Annotated in this window: 15 protein-coding genes, 2 tRNA genes and 1 pseudogene; 9 read left to right on the top strand and 9 right to left on the bottom strand. The window is 61.7% G+C overall.

The window, feature by feature from the left end:
* Positions 1 to 13: 13 nt before the first annotated feature.
* Positions 14 to 304: a hypothetical protein gene (locus RLW41_RS01485; protein ID WP_414463201.1), complete on the top strand. Its 291-nt coding sequence runs from the start codon at positions 14 to 16 to the stop codon at positions 302 to 304.
* Positions 305 to 542: 238 nt separating this feature from the next.
* Here the strand turns inward: RLW41_RS01485 and RLW41_RS01480 are convergent, their stop codons facing one another.
* Positions 543 to 992 (bottom strand): hypothetical protein, encoded by a 450-nt coding sequence (locus RLW41_RS01480; RefSeq protein WP_414463200.1) that lies wholly within the window; start codon positions 990 to 992, stop codon positions 543 to 545.
* 165 nt (positions 993 to 1,157) lie between these two features.
* Between RLW41_RS01480 and pdxH the strand changes: the two genes are divergently transcribed.
* Complete coding sequence (gene pdxH, locus RLW41_RS01475; protein ID WP_414463199.1) at positions 1,158 to 1,814, top strand: pyridoxamine 5'-phosphate oxidase; 657 nt, start codon at positions 1,158 to 1,160, stop codon at positions 1,812 to 1,814.
* 40 nt (positions 1,815 to 1,854) lie between these two features.
* Positions 1,855 to 2,703, top strand: a pseudogene (locus RLW41_RS01470) (DUF1499 domain-containing protein); the annotation flags it as partial.
* A gap of 82 nt (positions 2,704 to 2,785) precedes the next feature.
* On the opposite strand, the gene RLW41_RS01465 reads toward RLW41_RS01470, so the two are convergent.
* The 3 genes from RLW41_RS01465 to RLW41_RS01455 form a co-directional block, all read right to left on the bottom strand.
* Positions 2,786 to 3,694: an MBL fold metallo-hydrolase gene (locus RLW41_RS01465; RefSeq protein WP_414463198.1), complete on the bottom strand. Its 909-nt coding sequence runs from the start codon at positions 3,692 to 3,694 to the stop codon at positions 2,786 to 2,788.
* Between the two features lie 90 nt (positions 3,695 to 3,784).
* Complete coding sequence (locus tag RLW41_RS01460) at positions 3,785 to 5,059, bottom strand: FAD-dependent oxidoreductase (protein ID WP_414464637.1); 1,275 nt, start codon at positions 5,057 to 5,059, stop codon at positions 3,785 to 3,787.
* A gap of 229 nt (positions 5,060 to 5,288) precedes the next feature.
* Positions 5,289 to 6,296 (bottom strand): NAD-dependent epimerase, encoded by a 1,008-nt coding sequence (locus RLW41_RS01455; RefSeq protein WP_414463197.1) that lies wholly within the window; start codon positions 6,294 to 6,296, stop codon positions 5,289 to 5,291.
* Positions 6,297 to 6,566: 270 nt separating this feature from the next.
* Here RLW41_RS01455 and RLW41_RS01450 point away from each other — a divergent pair, with 270 nt between their 5' ends.
* Together RLW41_RS01450 and RLW41_RS01445 are read left to right on the top strand one after the other, a co-directional pair.
* Complete coding sequence (locus RLW41_RS01450; RefSeq protein WP_414463196.1) at positions 6,567 to 8,048, top strand: DUF2793 domain-containing protein; 1,482 nt, start codon at positions 6,567 to 6,569, stop codon at positions 8,046 to 8,048.
* On the top strand, positions 8,045 to 8,245 hold the full coding sequence (locus tag RLW41_RS01445; RefSeq protein WP_414463195.1) for a hypothetical protein: 201 nt from the start codon (positions 8,045 to 8,047) through the stop codon (positions 8,243 to 8,245). Before RLW41_RS01450 ends, RLW41_RS01445 begins: the two co-directional genes overlap by 4 nt.
* Positions 8,246 to 8,423: 178 nt before the next feature.
* On the opposite strand, the gene RLW41_RS01440 is transcribed toward RLW41_RS01445, so the two are convergent.
* A tRNA-Pro gene (locus tag RLW41_RS01440) sits at positions 8,424 to 8,500 on the bottom strand.
* Between the two features lie 295 nt (positions 8,501 to 8,795).
* Here RLW41_RS01440 and RLW41_RS01435 point away from each other — a divergent pair.
* Positions 8,796 to 8,870, top strand: a tRNA-Gln gene (locus RLW41_RS01435).
* A gap of 23 nt (positions 8,871 to 8,893) precedes the next feature.
* On the opposite strand, the gene RLW41_RS01430 is transcribed toward RLW41_RS01435, so the two are convergent.
* On the bottom strand, positions 8,894 to 9,430 hold the full coding sequence (locus RLW41_RS01430) for a hypothetical protein (protein ID WP_414463194.1): 537 nt from the start codon (positions 9,428 to 9,430) through the stop codon (positions 8,894 to 8,896).
* Positions 9,431 to 9,598: 168 nt separating this feature from the next.
* On the opposite strand from RLW41_RS01430, the gene RLW41_RS01425 reads away from it, so the two are divergent.
* Entirely contained in the window at positions 9,599 to 10,735 is a 1,137-nt protein-coding gene (locus tag RLW41_RS01425) for an NAD(P)/FAD-dependent oxidoreductase (RefSeq protein WP_414463193.1), read from the top strand.
* Positions 10,736 to 10,787: 52 nt separating this feature from the next.
* Here the strand turns inward: RLW41_RS01425 and RLW41_RS01420 are convergent, their stop codons facing one another.
* The 3 genes from RLW41_RS01420 to RLW41_RS01410 form a co-directional block, all read right to left on the bottom strand.
* Complete coding sequence (locus RLW41_RS01420; protein WP_414463192.1) at positions 10,788 to 11,333, bottom strand: VOC family protein; 546 nt, start codon at positions 11,331 to 11,333, stop codon at positions 10,788 to 10,790.
* Positions 11,334 to 11,403: 70 nt separating this feature from the next.
* Positions 11,404 to 12,156 (bottom strand): M23 family metallopeptidase, encoded by a 753-nt coding sequence (locus RLW41_RS01415; protein ID WP_414463191.1) that lies wholly within the window; start codon positions 12,154 to 12,156, stop codon positions 11,404 to 11,406.
* 3 nt (positions 12,157 to 12,159) lie between these two features.
* A complete protein-coding gene (locus RLW41_RS01410) occupies positions 12,160 to 12,291 on the bottom strand; it encodes a hypothetical protein (protein ID WP_414463190.1) in 132 nt (43 codons plus the stop codon).
* Positions 12,292 to 12,363: 72 nt separating this feature from the next.
* Here RLW41_RS01410 and RLW41_RS01405 point away from each other — a divergent pair, with 72 nt between their 5' ends.
* Together RLW41_RS01405 and RLW41_RS01400 are read left to right on the top strand one after the other, a co-directional pair.
* Positions 12,364 to 13,275 carry a 4'-phosphopantetheinyl transferase family protein gene (locus RLW41_RS01405; protein WP_414463189.1) on the top strand — a complete coding sequence of 304 codons (912 nt, stop codon included), beginning with the start codon at positions 12,364 to 12,366 and terminating at the stop codon, positions 13,273 to 13,275.
* Positions 13,202 to 17,260 carry a Pls/PosA family non-ribosomal peptide synthetase gene (locus RLW41_RS01400; RefSeq protein WP_414463188.1) on the top strand — a complete coding sequence of 1,353 codons (4,059 nt, stop codon included), beginning with the start codon at positions 13,202 to 13,204 and terminating at the stop codon, positions 17,258 to 17,260. Before RLW41_RS01405 ends, RLW41_RS01400 begins: the two co-directional genes overlap by 74 nt.
* Positions 17,261 to 17,321 lie beyond the last annotated feature (61 nt).

The following is a 17,321-nucleotide window of genomic DNA, read 5'->3' as shown; positions in this document are numbered from 1 at the left end:
TCGGAGCACACAATTGAACGCAGCATCATCGGAGGCTTCACCCCTCCGTATCCCCACCATCATCCTCGTCGCGATCGAGACGCTGGTCGCGATCTTCTACATCGCGGTCTTTCATCAGGCGGGGCGGAGCAATGCCATCGCCAACATCGCCGTCGATAGCGTGACGACGATTGTCGTCGCGATTTGGGTCGTGTTCGTGCTGCCCGCAATCGTGCTCGTCGTTCGCGACACGAAACCGGGATTGGCGCTGGGCCTGTCGCTCGCGGCAGTCGTGGCCTTTGCTGCGAACCTCGTCATTTTCTGATGCTTCGTCGGCCGGACGTCGCTCGTCCCGTGAGAGAAGCGCAACCGGCAGCGGCTACTTTTTAAATTGCGCCGGGACGACACGCCTACGGCGCGCCGGCCGCCCGGCGCGTCGCGATGAACGAAGACCCAAGCCCGCGCGTGCGGCCGGCTGCGCGCAGCGCAGTCGCACGCGCAAATAAAAAAGGCGACCGGAGGGCCGCCTTTTTCATTGGTCTGGGGGAGAGGTTTGGGGAAACTTATGACTCGATCTGCCAGATGCCGGTCGGCAAACGGCAGGCGACGATTTCGGTGCGCTTCGTGGCATGCACAGCGGTCAGCATGACGACGGCATAGCGGCAGACGCTGCCGTGCGTGTCTTTGAATGAGGCGAGGGGCGCCACGAGCCCGGAGAGCTGACCGTGGCCGCGATGCCAGACATAGTTGGCGCCGTCGGCGACTTCGGTCAGTGCGAATTGCACGCTTTCGAGCGCCGCATATTCGTCGCTCTGATCGAGAACGGCTTTCGCGCTCTTGATATCGGGCAATTTCGGTTTGATATCGACGGCGTTAGGGTACGCCTGCGTCGGCTGGCCGAAGCTCTGATCGGCGGCGAGCGTGTAGCTGTAGGGTACGAAAATGGCCGCAACCAGCGCGAATGCTGTTGCGCCGGCCGCGGCTAAGGGAAAAAAACACGGATTTGACGACATAACGCGACTGACCCTAACGCGACTGAAAAACTCGAACTCCGCCCAACAAGGCGGCTACTGGGATATAGTCTGCGCCGGTATGGTTAATACGGACTAAAGAGCGAGCCTTGAACGTCCTCAAACGGCGCAGGGCAGATAAGTGAAATCGAGCGTTGAGCACGCAACATGAGCAACACTGACGATACCCCGGCCGCGATGCCGGAAACGGCGCTGGACTTCTCAGGCGCAACCGATCCGTTTCAGCTCTTCGACGCGTGGATGGCGGAAGCCGGCCGCACTGAGCCGAACGATCCCAACGCCATGTCGCTCGCGACCGTCGATGCCGGCGGCATGCCGAACGTGCGCATCGTGCTGCTGAAGGGCGTCGATGCGCCGGGCAATGCCGACCGCGGTTTCGTTTTCTATACGAACTTCGAAAGTGCGAAGGGCCGCGAGCTGCTTGCCAACCCCAAGGCAGCATTGCTCTTTCACTGGAAAACGCTGGAACGGCAGGTGCGCATTCGCGGCCCCGTCTCGCTGGCCTCGCACGGTGAGGCGGATGCCTATTTCGCGTCGCGTCCGCGCCTCAGCCGCATCGGCGCCTGGGCCTCGCATCAGTCACGGCCGCTTTCCGCGCGTGACGTGCTCGAAGCCAAGGTCCAGCATTTCGAGGCGAAATTCCCCGATGAGGGCATCCCGCGCCCGGCGTATTGGTCCGGTTTCCGAGTGCTCCCGGTCGAAATCGAATTCTGGATGAGCCGCCCGTACCGCCTGCACGACCGCATCGTTTTCCGCCGCGACGCGCCGCGCGACTCCTGGCACAAAACCCGCCTCTATCCTTAACGAATCACAAAAACGAACGAGTTAGGGTAGAGAAGGCGGGATGTATCAGAGTTCGGGGACGGGAGCGTTTGGGTCGCGAATGGTGACGGATCGTATCGACGAACGCCGCACGCAAAGGCGGCCGCGCGATCGTTATCGTTCGTCGCGCATTTATTATGCTGTCGGCGAGCCTCCCTCGTTTCTGGCGATGTGGACGAGCCGCATCGCGATTTTTTGCGCTGCGGCAGCGGTCGTGACGGCGGCGCTACATCGGGTGTCGCTGTTGCAGACGCCTGTCGCGCTGACGATTGCATATCTGCTGGTCGCGGGCGCGGCGCTGGCGCTGCTGATGGCCCTCGTCGCCGGGCTCGATATCTGGGTGACAGGCAGGCCTGGGTCCGCGCGTGTCTTCGTGGGCGCCATCGTGGGCCTAGGCATTCTTGCGGTGCCGGTCGCGGTCTGGGCCATGAGCCTGCATTATCCCGCACTCTACGACGTGACGACCGACCTCGCCGAGCCGCCCGAGTTCACGATGGCGAAAGAGGAACGGGGAGCCGAGACCAATCCGATCAGCTATGACGGTGAGCGGTTCGCCGCGCTCCAGCGCCAGGACTATCCCGATCTCAAAAGCCTGACCATTCCGCGCGCCACGGATGAGACTTACGAACTCGTTCTGCAGGCGCTTCATAAATTGAAATTTAAGCCGACGCTTGAAGTCCCGCCCGACGATGAGGACGACTCTCCCGGCTTCATCGAGCTCTCCGAGCACACGCAAGTCCTGGGCCTGATCGATGATATCGTTATTCGCGTGCTCGGCAGCGACGACGACAGAAGCGCGCGCGTCGACGTCAGGTCCGCGTCGCGCTACGGCCCGACCGACTTCGGCCGCAACGCCGACCATGTCCGCACGATTTTGAAGGAAGTCGCGGCGCGCTTCGAAGCCTCCGTCCCCGATCCTGACAAGGAAGCTATGGCGGCGCGAAAGGCCAAGCTTAAAGCCGAGAAAGGTCGCGGTCGGGCGTCAAAGGCAGATCGGAAGCGACCAAACCTTTCTCGATCAAATATTCGACGTGCGCCTGAACGGAAAGCGTCGCGGCCGGGATCAGCTGGGGCGCGAGGTCGCGATAGACCTGGGGCACAATTCGACGAATAGTCGTAGCACCGCCCGTCAATGCATCGAGAACAGATTTCTCGCGCCAGTTCCGGTGCAGAAGATACGCTCTGACCGTTCGCTGCGGCTCGCTCAGGCGATCGCCGTGACCCGGTAGGAAAACGTCGTCGTTGCGATCGAGCAGAATTTCGAGCGACGCTTCGTAGTCGGCCATACGCCCCTCGGGCGGTGCGATGACGGTCGTGTTCCACGCCATAACGTGATCGCCCGAGAAGACGACCCGGCGGCCATCGACGGCAAAGCAAAGATGATCCGGCGCGTGTCCCGGCGTATGGATCGCCGTGAGACCCCAGTCGGCACCTTCGATCCTGTCGCCACCCGCGAGCGTAATGTCAGGTTCGAAATCGTAATCGACGAAGTAGCGCCCCGAGGGTGAATTTTCGAGCGCAACGCGCCCCGCTTCCGGATCGCGCGCATAGGCAGCGACTAGGGCGCCAGTTTCGGCCTTGAGCTTCGCAACGCCGTCGACGTGATCGCGATGTGCGTGCGTCGACAGGATATGCGTGATCGGTCGCCCGGCCGCGGCTTTCAGAATGGCCGCGCGATGCTCATCGCTATCGGGACCCGCGTCGATCACCGCAAGCGACGTCGAACCGATGAGATAGGTATTCGTGCCCTTGTGCGTCAGCGGGCTCGGGTTGGGCGCGACGAGGCGAACGATCCCCGGCCCCATCGGCGACGGTTCGCCATAGGTGAATACCATTTCCGTTTTGAATTTGAGAGAGTCCAAGCCCCCAAAACCTCTCGCGTAAGCCCTCAGTATTGCGCCCGGTTATAGAAAAGTCGGGCGAACGACGAATACCCCGAAATTCGCCGCAGGTTAACGCTGCGCTTTCAGCCGCACATGCTCGGGCCGAAAACCGAGCCCGATCAACCGTCCCGAAAGGTGCGCGAGGATCGGCCAGCGCGCGATGCCCCTGATGAAACCGGGCGGACCCGAGCGCGTCGCCGCATCGGCTTCGCGCTTGCACTTGTCGCTACGCATCATGAGCTGAATTTTCTGCGTCGCCTTCGTCGGAAACGTGCGCCGCTTCTCCACTGCTGCCAGATGCCGGTCCGACAAGCGTCCGTCTTTCAACGGACCTGCAAGGATGTTCGCCGCAGCGACCGCATCCTGAATCGCAAGGTTCACGCCGACACCGCCGATCGGTGACATCGCGTGCGCCGCATCGCCGATGCACAGAAGCCCCGGTCGCCACCACTGCTTCAGCCGGTCGATGCGGATGCTCAAGAGGTGCACGTCATCGAAGGAGGCAAGCTCTTGCACGCGATCCTCCGGCAGCGGCGACACCGCTGCGACCATGGCGCGGAAAGCCTCGATACCGCCCGCCTTAATATCGGCATACGTGCCGCGCCGCACGATGTACCCGCATTGCCAGTAGGCGCCGCGGTCGATCATCACGAAGCCCTGGCGCGGCCCGGCGTGGCCCATCGTGTAAGGCGGATCGGTCGCCAGACGCGAGAACTTCATCCACAGCACTTCGCTCGGGATGCCGAAGCTTTCGATTTCGAGTCCAGCAAGCGACCGCGCGATCGAGTTGCGCCCGTCCGCGCCGACGACGAGAGACGAGCGGATCGTCAGTGCGCCATCCGGAGACGTCGCGCGAACGCCCGCAACATTGCTGTTCGCGATGATGAGATCTGTCACTTCCGTTTGCATCAGCAGCCGGAAGTTCGGATGCCGGTTCGCCTCGCGCGCGAGAAAATCGAGAAAGTCCCATTGCGGCATGAAGGCGATGAAACGGTTCTTCGTCGGCAGCCATGAAAAGTCGGCGATAGTGATGTCCTTGCCGCCGATCTCGGCATGCAGCGAGCGTGCTTCCGTGTGCTGCAATTTCAAAAGCTCGTCGGCGAGGCCGAGTTCGTGCATGACTTGCAGCGTCGAAGGGTGAATGGTGTCGCCGCGAAAATCGCGCAGAAAATCGCCGTGCTTTTCGATCACCGTCACATCGACGCCCGCACGCGCCAGCATCAGGCCGAGCATCATCCCCGCCGGTCCGCCGCCGACGATGGCGCAGGCGGTGGTGATGTTTTGATCTGCCGCAGAACGAGATTCCGCATTCGCAAGTCCGGCGGATTTTGTACCCTCAGTCATGTCGTAGCCGACGTCTTGGGCCATGGGTCTCATCCCGAAAGCTGCCGTTGTTCGCAATATAGATAGGCGCTCGGAAGCAGGTAGCCAAATTTGTATATTTTCGAAGGGATTCGCTTGTTCTCAGGTGGCCGTGATTTTTTCCTCACGTCCCGGCGCAGTCCGAGATCCAGTCAAACCGCACCATCGAGCTTGCTGCTTGTTGTCTAATGGCCGCCTTCGCGTCTAAAAATCAAACGCCGTAATACGACCGGTACCACGCAACGAACCGTGCGATGCCGTCATCGAGCGATGTCGAAGGCCGGAAGCCGACGTCGCGCACCAGATCATCGATATCTGCAAATGTCTTCGCAACGTCGCCGGGCTGCATTGGAAGAAATGTCTTCTTCGCCTCGCGCCCTGTCGCCTTTTCTATCGCTGCCACGAAATCCATCAGCGCCACGGGTTTGTTGTTGCCGATGTTGTAAACGCGGTAGGGCGCATCGGATGTCGCGGGATCGGGCGCATTGCTGTCCCAGTTAGGATCGGGCGCGGCGATCTTATCAGCCGTTCGCAAGACGCCCTCGACGATATCGTCGATATAGGTGAAGTCGCGCGCATGATCGCCGCCGTTGAAAATCTCGATCGGCTCACCTGCCAGGATCTTTTTCGTAAAGCTGAAGTAGGCCATGTCCGGCCGTCCCCATGGACCGTAAACGGTGAAGAAGCGCAGCGCCGTGATCGGAAGCCGATACAGATGCGCGTAGGAATGCGCCGCAAGCTCGTTGGCCTTCTTCGTCGCGGCGTAGAGGCTGACGGGATGATCGACGTTGTCGTGCTCGCTGAACGGCATCTTCGTATTGGCGCCGTAGACCGAACTCGACGACGCCATCACGAGATGCTGGACGTCATTGTGGCGGCAGCCTTCGAGAACGTTCTGCGTCCCGACGATGTTGGAGTCGATATACGCGTGCGGATTGTGCATGGCGTAACGCACGCCCGCTTGCGCCGCGAGGTGAATGACCTTGTCGAAGCGCTGCACGCGAAAAACCTCCGCCATAGCGCTCCGCTCCGCGATGTCGAGATGCAGGAATGAAAAACCCGGCCTGCCGCCGAGATTGACGAGGCGCGCTTTCTTCAGCGCCGGATCGTAGTAGCCGTTGAGGTTATCGATGCCGACCACTTCGTCGCCGCGTTCGAGCAGGCGCAGACACGTGTAAAAGCCGATGAAGCCAGCGGCGCCGGTCACCAGAAATTTCATTGCGGCAGCCCTCGTTGCGAATTTCTCGCCAAGCCTGAAACGACGCCCGGTTTAGAGAGTCCGGTGTCGCTGTCAATCGCACTGGCGGCAAGCAGTAAATGAAAGCAATCAGATGTCATCCTCTGGCATCTCACCAAGGCCGCGCCAGCGGCCGGCTAGCTTTTTATCGGTGCTGGCGACTCCCGTCCCGGGAGCCGGCCGCCAGCACAAAATAAAAAACAAAAAACTTATCCCCGCCCTTTCGCCCGCCCGTATCTTCATTCCGGGAGCATGACAACGGACGAACGCGCGACGATGACCGATACGCCGAACCTCGCATTGCCTTACATTTTGCCGTCCCAAGCGCAGAAGCACGTCACGCACAACGAAGCGATCCGCGCTCTCGATTGTCTTGTGCAACTCGCGGTCGAAAGCCGTTCGCTGACCGCGCCGCCCGCAAGTCCCGGAGAAGGTAGCCGCTATCTCGTCGCCGCAGCGGCGACGGACGACTGGAGCGGCCACAGCGAGAAGATCGCAGCCTTCCAAGATGGCGCCTGGATGTTTTACGAGCCGCGGGAAGGGTGGCTCGCATGGGTTGCTGACGACCATGAACTCGCGATCTATTCGGCCGGAGCATGGACGGCGTTCACGTCCGGCGGAGACGGCGGTAGCGATCCGGGCGACATCACGGAACTCGATGATCTCGCCCACGTCGGCATTAACGCGGCAGCGGACACGACCAACCGTCTCACGCTGAAAAGCCCGGCCAGCCTCTTTGATAATGCGGGCAACGGCCACCAGCAGAAGATCAACAAGCACGCAGCGGGCGACACTGCATCCGTGCTTTACCAGACGAACTATTCCGGCCGCGCCGAAATGGGGCTCGCTGGCGATGATGATTTTCATTTCAAGGTGAGTCCTGACGGCGCAAGTTGGTACGAAGCGCTCAAGATCGACCGCAACACCGGCAAGCTCACTTTCCCGGTGACTGGCGGTCCGCGCGAAGTCTTGACCGCCCATCGCACCTACTACGTCCGCTCGGACGGTTCCGACAGCAACAACGGTCTTGCGAACACATCGGGCGGTGCATTTCTGACGATTCAGAAGGCACTCGACGTCGTCTACGGCACGCTCGATCTCTTCGGTTTCAACGTCACCATTCAGGTGCAAGCCGGAACGTGGACACAGAGCCTAAGCGTGCCGTCGCCGCAAGTTGGCGCAGGCGCCGTTACGCTTCTCGGTGACGCAACAACGCCGTCCAATGTCGTCATATCGACCACGAGCGCATGCATCACCGTGGCAGGCTCGGGCACCTCTCTCACCGTGCGCGGATTCAAGCTGACGTCATCAGGCAACAACTGCCTTCAGGCGACGCAAGGCGGCCGCATCAGCTATGGAAAGATCGAGTTCAGCGCGGCCAGCGCCTTCCACTTGCGTGCCGACAATGCGGGCGCAATCAGCTGCCCGTCAGGAGAAGCGTTCACGCTCTCGGGCTCTGCGCAGGGCCATCTCCTCACACTGTCCTACGGTTTGATCTCGATCCCGACGAGTGCAATCACCATCGCGGGCACGCCCGCTTGGGGCACCTCGTTTGTCAGCAACCAAGGTGGGCAGGTGTCGTTGTACGGCGTGACCTTCAGTGGATCGTCCACGGGCCGCCGCTATGACGTGTCTGCCAACGGCGTGATCAACACATTCGGCGCCGGTTCGGCCTCGACCTACTTCCCCGGCAACGTCAACGGCGTGACGGCAACAGGAGGCCAGCAGATATGATGATTGATTTCGATATGCCCGTCTTCTTGATCCGGGATTGGTTCTGGCAGATCGGCGCGGATGAGAGCCGCTACTGGTCGAGCGCGGCGGGCACGTATGTCGCCGAGGCGCAAGAGGGCCGGATTACGATGGTGCCCTCGCTCGAAGACTTGCAGGCGGCCTTGGCGCAGCTCGGACTATCCGCGCCGAGCGAATAAGTCAGTGAGCCGTGCGCGCCCTGTTGGCTTCACCATGCGATTGTTCGCGCCGCCCCGCATTGCGGGACGCAGCGTATCGCCGGCGCGAACGTCTCACGCAGCGTCGCCAGAAAAGGATTTCTTGGGACAATTTCCGAGGCACGGCTAGCGGATTAACTCGCTAACCCATTGAAAAGACTGGTCGGAGCGAGAGGATTCGAACCTCCGACCCCTTGCTCCCGAAGCAAGTGCGCTACCAGGCTGCGCTACGCTCCGCCCGACCGTCTATGCCTGCATTTAGGCTTTCCTGGGCGCCGTGTCGAGCGCCTAGGAGACGCGCTTATAGCGGCCTCGATCCCGTACCGCAAGCGTCTCAAAATACCGATTTTTTGAGGTGCCTCATGCAACTTCCTGATGAAAGCCCCGCCGGAGCTTGCCCGCTGCGGCGCGCCATCGCATCGAGTCTGTGAATCCGGTGGTGCGCTTTGCCGCGCGCCATTGCCCAGTCGCAAACGACTGACTATGGTGCGCTCCGCCGACGCTTCGGACGTCGGTTTTCCTGACGCGCTGGTGGGATGTAGCCAAGTGGTAAGGCAGCGGATTTTGATTCCGCCATTCGGAGGTTCGAACCCTCCCATCCCAGCCAACTGTTAGAAGTGGCGATAACTGCTATTTTTGCGCGGCATCGCCGGTCGGCATGCGGAACGCGGCGGCATGGCCGCTGTCGCCGAAATCGCTTTGCCGGCATTTGCCGTCCAGATTGCGAAATTCGGTGCTCCGCAGACCCGCATCGACAAACGCAACCCCGCGCGCGGAAGGCTCTAAAGCAAAAAGCACGATGCGGATGGCGCCGTCTGGCGACGTGACCGTTGGCGCTCCGTCGTCGTCGAACGCATAGGTCCAGACAGGGCGCTCACCGGCATCGAAGATTTGATTGCCGTCGCGCGTCGCTTGGCTGCGCTGATCGAAACGGGGCGGCGCACCATCCGGGAAGGCGATGGCAAAATCGAAGCTGACGACGATGTTCGCGTGCGTCAAATCGTAGAACACGCAATTGAGCGTCGGGGCCGGACTTTCCGGCGCCGTTGTTTGCTGCGGTGCGGCACCCTGGTGGGCGAAGCGCGCGATGGCAATACCAGCCAGGAGAACCGCCGCGGCACCAGCCCAGAACAGGAGCACAGACCGTCGGATGTGTATGACTGGCATGGCAGGCCACTAGCTCGTTTGAGTCTCAGGAGACGCCGGATGGAGATGCCCCGATTGATGTTGCCAATCAACCCTTGAGTGAAGGGTGCATCCATCACAGTTGCGCGTAAAGCCGCGATCCCATACCACGCATCCGGCATTCGCGGGGCAGCGAGAGACGTTTCGGACATGGCGGCATCAGAGGCGGCAAGCGATTTCGAGACGGTTGTCATCGGCGCCGGTGTCGTCGGATTGGCCGTCGCAGCCGAGCTTGCCGAAGCAGGGCAGAATGTGCTCGTCGTCGAGCGTCACGGCACGTTCGGCACCGAAACGTCGTCGCGCAATTCCGAAGTCATTCACGCCGGAATTTATTATCCGCCGGGCTCGTTGCGCGCCAAGCTGTGCGTCGAGGGCCGCGAACGCCTCTACGCGTTTGCTGTGAGATACAACGTGCCGGTCCATCGCTGCGGGAAACTTCTGGTCGCCACAGCCGAAAGCGAAATCGCGCAGCTCGAAACCATCGAAGCGAAAGCGGCGGCGAATGGCGTGCCTGATCTAAAACGCTTGACGCCGGACGAAGTCCGCCGCCTCGAACCCGACGTGCGCTGCGTCGCTGCAACTCTGTCGCCGTCCACCGGCATCATCGACGGTCACGCCTTCATGGCTGCGCTCGAAGCGCGATTGCTCAACGCCGGAGGCGAGATCGCGTATCATTCCGAAGTCGTCGGCACATCCGCCGGATCGGGCGATGGCTTTCGCCTCTCGATATCCTCCGCAGGCGATGTCTCTGAGCTTTCATGCATGCGCCTCGTCAACGCCGCAGGTCTTGGCGCCTCGCGCATCGGCCGCATGATCGAATATCGCAACGCCGGTTACGCCGTGCCCGGCCTTTTTCCCGCCAAGGGCCATTACTTCTCGCTAGCTGCAAAAGCGCCGTTCAAGCATCTGATCTATCCGATGCCGTCGCCCGACGCGCTGGGCGTGCACGTTACGCTCGATATGTCAGGCGCAGCGCGCTTCGGCCCGGACGTTTATTGGCAGAACGATCTCGACTATGCGTTCGTCTCAGCCGATGCGCGCCGCGAAACGTTCGCAAAAGAGATCAAGCGCTATTGGCCGTCGCTACCTGACGGTGCGTTGATGCCCGCATATACCGGCATCCGCCCGAAGATTTACGCCGAAGGTTCGAACCCGGCGGATTTCGAGTTTCATGGCGTCGAGCGGCACGGTGTTCCGGGCTTCGTCGCGCTTTACGGTATTGAAAGCCCCGGCCTCACATCCGCGCTCGCGATCGCGACGCACGTCGCGCAATTGCTCGACGCGTGACGAAAAACGCGAGGCCCGCACACCCTGCTGCAAGCCTCGCGCCGCACGCGACTTAGTGGTTCGCGTTGTCCGCGTCCGCTGCCTGCTTCGGCTCCGGAGCGTAAAGCCCGACCGGATTGCCGTCGGGATCTTCGATGATGGCGAGGCGGCCGACATCGTCGACGTCGGAAGGTGCTTTCAATACGCGTCCGCCTTTCTTGATCGCTTCGGAAACGGCGGCATCGACATTGCCGACCTGAATGTACGTCACCCAGCCCGGACGCGGATCGTTTGGCTTGCCTTCATATTTCGTAAGCCCGGCCTGTTCTGAGCCGTTGGCATTGAAAAGCGTGTACTCGGACTCGCCCGGAGCCGGAGGCCGCGAGTTGTCGTCCGCCGAAACGATCTTCGGCGTCCAGCCGATGACGCTCGCATAGAAATCGCGGGCCTTTTCGGGATGCGCGCTGACGAGCTCGCTCCACCACACACTCCCGTTGTCGCTGCTCGATGCCGGTGCCGCCGGGCTCTCGGCAAAAGCCGGCATCGCAACGCACGCGGCGAGCGCCACAGAGAAGACCGCGGCGACGCCGTGCCGGGAACGCGAAAGAGTACGGGACATTGCTTCACTCCTGGATCGGATAAAATCTATCAGGCCAGAAGCAAGTGAAGTGCCAAGTCGCGTAACCGTGCTATTTCGGGACGCACTGAAGAATATAGGTGAAGCCGCGAAAGCTTGCGTAATCTCTGCCTTGGACGAACGGAACGATCTTCACGTTGCCGTCTTTCGGCGGGTCGTTGAGACCCAACATGTAAAGCGGATCGATCAGCGCAGCGGTCCCGTTCCACCAGTCTTCGGCGCCGTAACGGTTGGGACGCCAGCTGATTTGATCGTCATCGACTTCCCAGACTTCCCAGTGCACTTCCGGCAGATAATTCGGGTTGCCGCCGGGCCGTGTCACGCGCGCCAGCCGCTCGCCGCGTTCGACGCGCTGTCCCTCTTTGAGATGCTTGATCTCGTCGAAATCGAGATGATCAAACTCGGAATAGTAATATTTCGGGCCGTCGGACAGGTTGACGTCGCGCCGGTCGTGCCGGATGAGCAGCGCGCCCTCGCGGCCCCATTTCCAGTCGGCCTTCCAGACGGCGCGCACCGTGCCGGACGCAGGCGCCACGATCCAGTCACCGAGCCGCCCGGCATCGATGCCGGTGTGGACTTCGTCGCGCCGCGTACCGTCGACGTCGATCCACGTCGCATAGGGTGACGTGATCGGCGAGCATTTGAAGTCGTCCGGATAGACCGGCTTCAACCCGGTCGGCTTGACGCCGTAGCCTTTTTTCATCGCCATTTGCGGATCGTCCTGCGGAGCGTTTGCCCTCGCGATGACGGCGAGCGCCAGGCACCCGAGCGCGAACGGCACAAATCGTCGTGTCAGTGAAAGCATGAGCTACATCGCGATCCGATGGCCGACGCGCAAGGCCCCGCAAGTCTTTTCGGTATCGGCCGCAACGAGCGGCATCGCGATGGCGTCAGGGCGGGCTGCCGCATTTACGTTAATATGAGCAATTTGATCGGTCATTCGTTATCGGTCCCTTAATGGGCTGGTCTTTGCAGAACACCGCACTGTGTTTGCGCCAGAAAGGCCGGCCCAGTGTTTGGTTTCGAATTCCTTGCAAGTGTTGCTCCAATTTTAGCTTACCGCGGTGAGGGCGGCCGGAGCGTTTCGGCACGCCGCGTTTCGGAATGCGCCAACCCTGTCTCGGGTCAGGAAATTTCGCCCGGTGTCCGGATCTGGTACGTGCCGCACCGCTCTGAGACGGGCGCGGGTCATTGTGCGACGACGACCGCTGACGATGCCGCCGAGTTTGCCGTTATTCGTGACGCCGCCATGCGCCGCCGCTCGCTCACGACGCGGGCCGTGCTGCGCTCCGCGCTGAGCGAAATGGTTGGCGGCACGGTCGCTCCGCACGCCTGGCGCTTCGGTCGGACGGAGAACGGCAAGCCCGTCCTGACGAATGGCCCCGATACGCTGAACTTCAGCTGCTCGCACACCGAGATAGCGTCAATAATCGTGGTTTCCGCGAGCAAAGAGGTCGGCATCGATATCGAAGCGGCCGCTATTCCCACGACTGAGCATTGGCTGGCCGATGTCTTCACCAAGACGGAACGCGCCGCCATTAATGCTTTACCGGCTCACGAGCGCGAACGGACCGTCGCCCGGCTTTGGACGCTGAAAGAGTCGTATTTGAAGATGCTTGGCACCGGAATTGCTGACCTGTTGGAAGTTGCGTTCGATCCCCGCAACGATTGCCTCTTGCCGGGACATATGTCCCGCCAGGCGGCGGCATCGTTTCAAACGTGGATCGTTAACTGCCAAGGGCAGCTTCTCTCCGTGGCCGTCGCCATCCGCGACCCCAAGAAGAAAGGCGCCTTTTGGCGTCAGTTGATTGGGGAATGCCGTGGCCGTTCACGAGCCAAATTTGTATCCGATGACAACCGCGCGCCCTCGGGAGCCGCGGCTGCTGCATCACTATTTCGAGGCGCAGGTTCGGCGGCGACCTGACCATCCGGCGGTTGAATTCGCGGGTGAGATGCTGACTTATGAAGAACTCGACCAGTCGGCCAATCGCATCGCCAACTATCTCATTGAAAAAGGCGTCGGGCCTGACGTTCTCGTCGGCATCTACCTGAAGAAGTCGCCGCGCCTTTACGCGACCATCCTCGGCATCCTGAAGGCGGGCGGCGGCTACGTGCCGATTGACCCGCGCGCGCCGCAGGAGCGCATCCAGGCCATCGCCGAAGACGGCAACCTGCATTCCATCGTCACGGAAGACGCGCTTGCCGATCAGATCGAAGGCAAGCTTGAAACGCCGTTGTTCCGTCTTGACAGCGAGCAGCGCGCACTCGCAGCGCAGCCGTCCGCACAGGTGCTGCGCGTCGACGCCGAGATCAGCAACAAGGCGCTGAGCTACGTCATCTTCACGTCGGGTTCGACTGGGCGCCCCAAGGGCGTCATGATCGAGCACCGCAACGTCGTCGCTTTCGTCAAATCGCTGCAGACCGTTTATCGCGTCACGGCGGATGATCGCGTCTATCAGGGCTTCTCGACGGCGTTCGATGCGTCCGTCGAAGAAATCTGGGCTGCGTTCTCGCGCGGGGGCACGCTGATCGTTCCGACCGAAGACGTCGAGCGCTCGCCTGTGGATGTTGCCCAGTTCATCGATGACATGGGCATCACCTATTATTCCACGGTGCCGACGATGCTGGCGATGATCGACCACGATCTTCCCACCGTCACGACGCTGATCCTCGGCGGCGAAGCCTGCTCGAACGAGCTCGTCGCGCGCTGGGCGAAGCCCGGCCGCCGTATGCTCAACACCTACGGCCCGACGGAAGCGACCGTCGTCGCGACGTGGCACGAGTGCGTCAGCGGTGAGCCCGTCGCCATCGGTAAGGCCATCCCTCAGTATTCGACATATGTTCTCGATGAAAACCTCAAGCCGGTGCATCCGGGCGAGAGCGGCGAACTGTTCATCGGCGGCGCCGGCGTCGGCCGCGGCTATATGAACCTCGAAGCCCTGACCGCGCAGCGCTTCATCGCCAACACCATCGAGCCGGAATGCAACGACCGCCTCTATCGCACCTACGACCACGTTCGGTTGGGGATGGACGGAGAATTGTTCTTTCTCGGACGCCTCGACGATCAAGTGAAGATCCGGGGCTTCCGCATCGAGTTGTCCGAGATCGAAGCGGTGCTGATGGAGCATCCGCAGATCAAGGCGGCGACCGTCGCCGTCATCGATCGCGGCGAAACGAAGGACCTCGCCGCTTACGTCGTCGCGAATTGCGCCGCCGACGAACTCGATCGCGCCGAGGTCGATCAGCTGCTTCGCCGCCGCATGCCCGCGTACATGGTGCCGCAGTATCTCGATGTCATCGACGAGATGCCGATGATGCCGAGCGGCAAGGCGGATCGCAAAAGCCTACCCGCGCCGAAATCGTTGCTGAAAGGCCATAAGGACATCGTCGCGCCCGCGAACGATCTCGAACGTCAGGTCGAAGCCGCATGGGGCGAAGCGTTCCGCTTGAGCAACGTCTCCGTAACCGATGACTTCTTCCTCGATCTCGGTGGCCATTCGCTGATGGCGTCGCGCTGCGCCAGCTTCCTGCGCGATAAGATCGATGGCGTGCAGCTTTCGGTCCGCGATTTCTACGAGCATCGCACGGTGCGTCGCTTGGCGGCCGTCCTCAAGGATCGCATTGACGCCAGAGGCCAGAACGCCGCCGCCAACGACAACGCCGGTGCGGATGCCTTCAAGAGCGTCCACCCGCTGATGTGCTGGACGACGGTTGCGCTTCAGGCTGTCAGTATCTCGATCTATTACGCCATCCTCGTCGCGCCCGTCGCCTATGCCATTCTGATGGTGACCGCCGTGATCGACGGCAAGGTCAACTGGGTCGATGCCGCGCAGATTTCGACCATTGTCGGCTTCGCGATCTGGCCGTGCATGCTGCTGGGCAGCATCGCGCTGAAATGGATCGTCATCGGCCGCTACAAGCCGGGCCGCTATCCGCTGTGGAGTTTCTATTATTTCCGCTGGTGGCTCGTCACGCGCTTCCAGGCGCTGAGCTGGGCCGAGATGTTCTCCGGCACGCCACTGATGAGCCTCTACTGGCGCGCCATGGGCGCCAAGATCGGCCGCGACGTGACGATCTGCACACCGCTCTGCGGTGCCTTCGATATGGTGTCGATCGGCAGCGGTACGAGCGTCGGCGTCGAGAGCCAAATCCTCGGCTATCGCGTCGAAGACGGCTATCTCATCATCGCGCCCGTTTCGATCGGCAATGATTGCTTCGTCGGCATGCACTGCGCGCTTGGGCTGAACACCAGAATGGGCGACGGCGCTCGTCTTGATGACATGTCGTTGCTGCCAGACGGCACCGAGATGGCAAGCTACGAATGCCGCCGCGGCTCGCCTGCGCAGCTATCGGCCGTCGTCGTGCCGGAAGCGAAGCGCGTGCGCGCTCCGCGGCTGAAGCGCTTTGCCTTCGGCCTGATGCACCTCGCGCTGATCTATGCGATGGGCTATTTTCTTCTTGCGACTATGGTCCCCTCGATCGTGCTGATCGCGGCCGGTCTTTGGTTTGCCGGTCCCGTCGGCGGCATTATCGCGGCATTCGTTGCGGTGCCGGTCGGCATCCTGAGCTACGCGTTCGGCGCAATCGACATGGTTCGCATTATCCGTCCCGTCGCGGCCGGCACCATGTCGCTCTATAGCGTCAAGTATCTGCGCCACTGGTTCGAGGGTTATCTGCTTGAAAACACCAAGACGATCCTGTCGCCGCTCTATGCGACGATCTACTGCCCGTCGTTCCTGCGCGCCCTCGGCGCTAAGATCGGCGCCGGATCGGAAGTCTCGACCGTTGCGCACATCACGCCGCATCATCTCGAAGTGGGCGAGGGCAGCTTCCTCGCCGATGCTTGCCTCGTCGGCGGCCAGCGCGTCTTTGGCGACGTGGTCGAGATCGGCGCTGTCCGCATTGGCGCCAAGAGCTTCATCGGCAACAGCGCGCTCGTGCCGGGCGGCACCACCATCGGCAACAACACGCTGATCGGCGTCGCTTCGACGCCGCCGTCGGATACGAACGTTGTCCCCGACGACACGCGTTGGCTGGGCTCGCCCGGTTTCGAACTGCCGCATACGCAACGCAACGTCTGCTTCAACAACGCCGAGATCTTTGCGCCGACGCGAAAGATGATCGTCGCGCGGGCGCTGACCGACGCAATGCGTATCCTGCTGCCGGGCGTCATCATGATGGCCGAGGGCGTCGGACTTGCGGCCTATCTCGTCGCTGGGTTCCGCTCCCTGCCGCTGTGGATGGTGATCGCCGGCATCCCGCTCGTCGCGACCGCGCTTGCGGCCGGTTCGGTGCTGATGACGGCGCTGGTCAAGTGGCTGGTCGTCGGTCGCATCCGCCCGACCGTCAAGCCGCTGTGGTCCCGGTTCATCTGGAACAACGAACTCGTCAATGGCGTGTTCGAGATGAACGCCGCAGCCGCCATGACACCGCTGCTCGGGACGCCGTTCGTCGCCACCTGTCTGCGGCTCATGGGCGCCAAGGTCGGTAAGTGGTGCTATCTCGAAACGACGCTCTTCTCCGAGTTCGACCTCGTCGAAATCGGCGACCGGGCCTGCTTGAACCTCGGCGCAACCGTCCAGAACCACCTGTTCGAGGATCGCGTTTTCAAGGCTGAGCGCATCAAGATCGGCAACGGCTGCAGCGTCGGCAACATGGGCGTCGTTCTCTACGGAACCCAGATGCACGATGGCTCCAGCCTCGGCGCTCTATCGGTGCTGATGAAAGGCGAGGTGCTGCCTGCAGCGACTCGCTGGCATGGCACCCCATGTGAACCGCTGGTCTCGCAACCCGCCGACATCGATGCGGCCATCATTAAGTTGTCCACAGCCGCAGGTTTCCGTGCACAAGAGTCTCGTTCGCGGCGACAGGCCAAGCAACACATCGAGTTACTGCCGCTCTCTGCATAGCGGCAGCCTCTCTCTGTGGCTTGGCGGTCATCCGAGCCACAGATTGACGCTTGACTATTGA

Source organism: Hyphomicrobium sp. DY-1, from assembly GCF_047497105.1.
Lineage (GTDB): Bacteria > Pseudomonadota > Alphaproteobacteria > Rhizobiales > Hyphomicrobiaceae > Hyphomicrobium_B.
Note: the sequence above shows the minus strand (reverse complement) of the source record. Positions and strands in the feature narration are given on the sequence as shown.

What these genes read in the sequence shown, in the direction of transcription:
- RLW41_RS01430 (WP_414463194.1), bottom strand. Translation starts at nt 9,430, where the DNA reads ATGCCAGTCATACACATCCGACGGTCTGTGCTCCTGTTCTGGGCTGGT.
- RLW41_RS01425 (WP_414463193.1), top strand. Translation starts at nt 9,599, where the DNA reads ATGGCGGCATCAGAGGCGGCAAGCGATTTCGAGACGGTTGTCATCGGC.
- RLW41_RS01450 (WP_414463196.1), top strand. Translation starts at nt 6,567, where the DNA reads ATGACAACGGACGAACGCGCGACGATGACCGATACGCCGAACCTCGCA.
- RLW41_RS01410 (WP_414463190.1), bottom strand. Translation starts at nt 12,291, where the DNA reads ATGACCGATCAAATTGCTCATATTAACGTAAATGCGGCAGCCCGCCCT.
- RLW41_RS01455 (WP_414463197.1), bottom strand. Translation starts at nt 6,296, where the DNA reads ATGAAATTTCTGGTGACCGGCGCCGCTGGCTTCATCGGCTTTTACACG.
- RLW41_RS01415 (WP_414463191.1), bottom strand. Translation starts at nt 12,156, where the DNA reads ATGCTTTCACTGACACGACGATTTGTGCCGTTCGCGCTCGGGTGCCTG.
- RLW41_RS01480 (WP_414463200.1), bottom strand. Translation starts at nt 992, where the DNA reads ATGTCGTCAAATCCGTGTTTTTTTCCCTTAGCCGCGGCCGGCGCAACA.
- RLW41_RS01460 (WP_414464637.1), bottom strand. Translation starts at nt 5,059, where the DNA reads ATGACTGAGGGTACAAAATCCGCCGGACTTGCGAATGCGGAATCTCGT.
- pdxH (WP_414463199.1), top strand. Translation starts at nt 1,158, where the DNA reads ATGAGCAACACTGACGATACCCCGGCCGCGATGCCGGAAACGGCGCTG.
- RLW41_RS01400 (WP_414463188.1), top strand. Translation starts at nt 13,202, where the DNA reads ATGACAACCGCGCGCCCTCGGGAGCCGCGGCTGCTGCATCACTATTTC.
- RLW41_RS01445 (WP_414463195.1), top strand. Translation starts at nt 8,045, where the DNA reads ATGATGATTGATTTCGATATGCCCGTCTTCTTGATCCGGGATTGGTTC.
- RLW41_RS01420 (WP_414463192.1), bottom strand. Translation starts at nt 11,333, where the DNA reads ATGTCCCGTACTCTTTCGCGTTCCCGGCACGGCGTCGCCGCGGTCTTC.